This window comes from Ventosimonas gracilis (genome assembly GCF_001580025.1).
In the GTDB taxonomy this organism is placed as follows: Bacteria; Pseudomonadota; Gammaproteobacteria; order Pseudomonadales; family Pseudomonadaceae; genus Ventosimonas; species Ventosimonas gracilis.
This window is the reverse complement of sequence record NZ_LSZO01000089.1, coordinates 1-2,512: the sequence shown is the minus strand read 5'-3', so window position 1 is coordinate 2,512 and position 2,512 is coordinate 1. Positions and strand designations below refer to the sequence as shown.

The 2,512-nt window shown below is 54.5% G+C and carries 6 protein-coding genes and 1 pseudogene; all 7 read right to left on the bottom strand.

Features of this window, described 5'->3' with window-relative positions; genetic code table 11:
- Nucleotides 1–332: pseudogene (locus tag AXE65_RS04465) on the bottom strand (phage tail tape measure protein); the annotation flags it as partial.
- A gap of 1 nt (nucleotide 333) precedes the next feature.
- Nucleotides 334–597 carry a phage tail assembly protein T gene (locus AXE65_RS04460; protein WP_068388686.1) on the bottom strand — a complete coding sequence of 88 codons (264 nt, stop codon included), beginning with the start codon at nucleotides 595–597 and terminating at the stop codon, nucleotides 334–336.
- Nucleotides 598–629: 32 nt separating this feature from the next.
- Complete coding sequence (locus AXE65_RS04455) at nucleotides 630–965, bottom strand: phage tail assembly chaperone family protein, TAC (RefSeq protein WP_068388683.1); 336 nt, start codon at nucleotides 963–965, stop codon at nucleotides 630–632.
- An 11-nt stretch (nucleotides 966–976) separates the two neighbouring features.
- Nucleotides 977–1,492, bottom strand: coding sequence for a phage tail tube protein (locus tag AXE65_RS04450; protein ID WP_068388680.1), 516 nt, complete (start codon nucleotides 1,490–1,492; stop codon nucleotides 977–979).
- Nucleotides 1,493–1,508: 16 nt separating this feature from the next.
- Complete coding sequence (gene gp17 / locus AXE65_RS04445) at nucleotides 1,509–1,871, bottom strand: tail completion protein gp17 (RefSeq protein ID WP_068388676.1); 363 nt, start codon at nucleotides 1,869–1,871, stop codon at nucleotides 1,509–1,511.
- Entirely contained in the window at nucleotides 1,871–2,350 is a 480-nt protein-coding gene (locus tag AXE65_RS04440; protein WP_068388673.1) for an HK97-gp10 family putative phage morphogenesis protein, read from the bottom strand. The genes gp17 and AXE65_RS04440 overlap by 1 nt, the downstream gene beginning before the upstream one ends.
- A complete protein-coding gene (locus tag AXE65_RS14435) occupies nucleotides 2,350–2,505 on the bottom strand; it encodes a phage head closure protein (RefSeq protein WP_369126236.1) in 156 nt (51 codons plus the stop codon). Before AXE65_RS14435 ends, AXE65_RS04440 begins: the two co-directional genes overlap by 1 nt.
- Nucleotides 2,506–2,512 lie beyond the last annotated feature (7 nt).

The window sequence follows — 2,512 nt, the reverse complement described above, 5'->3', positions numbered from 1 at the left end:
GCCAGCGCTTGCCCCATCTCGTTAAGCTGTTCACGGTTAAAGCCTGCCGCCTCGCCGGTGGATTTTAATACGGCGGCAAGTTGCGCCTGTTGTTGTTCCAGCTCGATGGTGTTCTGGATGATCTCTTTTATACCGTAGGCGGCGAAACCTATCCCGATACCGGCAACCGCAGTACCCACTTTATTGATTTCGCCGCGCAGGGCTTTAAATTGCTTTTTAAGGCGCTCGCTGGTGGCCTTGGCCGCGCGCTCGGCTTTGTCCATGCCATTGATAAAGTCGGCGGTTTTGGCGACCAGATCGAGCGTAAGGCGGCCTAAATTAAAATTCGCCATGCTAATACCATTCCTTCAAGGCTTGGTCTAAATCCACCGCTTGCGGCGCGGGCGGCTGTTCGTGCGGCAGAAAGTCATACAGCGAGAGTCCCTTGCTGCCTGCGATTCGCGCCACGGTGAGCGCAAGCAAGGCGGTTTGCCGGTCGCCGCGCAGCCCCGCGTGCAATGTGCCGGTTTTGCGCCGGTAAGCTGCCCAAGCGAGGAATTCCGCATAGGTCAGGCGGCGCTTGGCCTCAACGACCGTGCGCCCGCCGATGCCCAGCATGACCAGTTCATGCCAGAGTTCGTCTTCCTCGCTTAGGTCTTTCCCGCGCTGTTAACGTCGCTGATGGCGTTTAGCAGTGCGGTGATCAGCGCCGTGCAGAGCAGCGGCTTGCCGCTTTTGCCGGTGAGATCGTTGGCGCTGTACAGCGGTTGGCCGTTTTGATCGCAGAGGCTTTCGGCCAAGCGCTGCGCGGCTTTGTCGCTAAAGGGCGCACCCTCCTGCTCGCTCATGCTGTTGTAGACGGCTTGCCAGCTTAGCGGGCGGATATAGACCTCTGTTTTATGGGTTTGCCCGCCTTGCTCCCACTCAATGGCTTTTTTAACCGGCGCGGGTGCGAGTGCGGCGGGGATGTCGAATAAAGTGCCCATAGTTGTCCCTCTTAGACTTTGGTAATCCACTGGCCTGCGCCGCTGCGCTGGATGGTCATTTGCGTGGAAACGGCGCTGTTTTGCGCAAAATCAAAGGGAAAATCACTGATATAGCCCTTAAAAACAAACCATGTGCGGCTGCTTGGCAGGTCAAAGTCATCGCCTGCGGCGTTAATGGCCGGTGCGGCTGCGCCGTCGCTCCATCCCACGGCAAAGGTCAGGTCTTTATCTTCAGCATCGTCGGTGGCTGACAGGCGGAAAAGGCGGACATGAGTCGGGTCGGCAGGGTCGGCCAGAATCGTCATACTGGCTTGGCCTGGTGTGCGAAGACCTGGCATATAGCGCCGCGAGCTGTCGCTAAGGCAGGTGATTTCAATTTGATCGGCGGGGTTGCCGCCGGGGCTAAAGGTGGTCGGGCAGCCTATATCCATCACTTCCAATGTTTTGGGGGTTAGCGGTGCGCCGGTTGCGGGGTCAAGTTTTCGCACCAATACGTAGATATTGGAAAGCTGTGCGTTAATTGCCATGAGTTATTTCCTCTTTTTAAGTGCGCATAAAGCGCAAATCCATACTTGAGCGCCATAATTTGGCCTCGGGTTCAAAGGCTTCAAAACCATAGCGGATAATTTGCGCTTTATTATAAAGCTGATTAAAGAATAGTTGCGCAATGGTGCGGGTTAATGGCAGGCTTTTTGTATAAATATCCAACTGTATATCGGTTTGCTGATAGGCGAGTTGCCCATTTAAAGCCACTTCCGGCGCACCGCCGATGCGTTGCCAAACCGCATAAGGCGCTTCTATATTTCTTGGTGCATTGCCAAAGGGGTATAAGCGAAAAGGGTTATTGCCTAAATGCGCTTGTAATTCGGGCTGGTCTTTGCACAGTTCAAATAATGGGGCGTGCATCAAGCGGTTCCCCCGTTTTTTTGTGCGCGTTTAATGGCGCGGTCTATGGCTTTTTGGTATTCGCTAATAAAGGTGTCGATGGCCTCTTGGGTGCTTTCTTGCATCGCTGGGCGCATAAAAGGTTTGGCGCGGGTTTTGATGGTGCCAAATTCCACCAAGCGCCAATACCAGGTGTCTTTACCGGGGTTCATGTCGTTTTCTTTTTTGGTTCTTGCGCCGCCCCTGATGCCGATGCGAAAGCTTAAGTCGCCGGTCTTTTTAAACTGTTTGCCGTTCCAGCGGACGACGATATTTTTTATGATGTTTTCGGCGGTTTTCGGGTCGTCGATTTGCGCCGCTTTTAAGCTGGCGGCGTCGGCCATGACATTGGCGGCTTTTCTGCCCGCCGTGCGCCCGCCTTTGTAGCGGGTTTCGTGCCTTAGTGTTTGCAAGCGCGCGGTAAGCTGTTCAAGGCCGTGGGTTTCGATCTGGATGTCCATTAGCCGCCGTCCTGTTTTAGCAGCAGGGTTAAATACTCTTTCCCGCTTTGTTTATCCGGCAATACGCCTTCAATTAAATAATGGCCGCTTGCGTGGATGAGTCGCATGCCCGCCGTGATTTGTTTGCGGTAGCGGATGACCGCGCGTGCCGTGATCTGGTTT

Bases quoted from the DNA above. Each gene is read 5' to 3' on its own strand.
- gp17 (WP_068388676.1), bottom strand. From the start codon at position 1,871: ATGCACGCCCCATTATTTGAACTGTGCAAAGACCAGCCCGAATTACAA.
- AXE65_RS04455 (WP_068388683.1), bottom strand. From the start codon at position 965: ATGGGCACTTTATTCGACATCCCCGCCGCACTCGCACCCGCGCCGGTT.
- AXE65_RS04450 (WP_068388680.1), bottom strand. From the start codon at position 1,492: ATGGCAATTAACGCACAGCTTTCCAATATCTACGTATTGGTGCGAAAA.
- AXE65_RS04460 (WP_068388686.1), bottom strand. From the start codon at position 597: ATGCTGGGCATCGGCGGGCGCACGGTCGTTGAGGCCAAGCGCCGCCTG.
- AXE65_RS04440 (WP_068388673.1), bottom strand. From the start codon at position 2,350: ATGGACATCCAGATCGAAACCCACGGCCTTGAACAGCTTACCGCGCGC.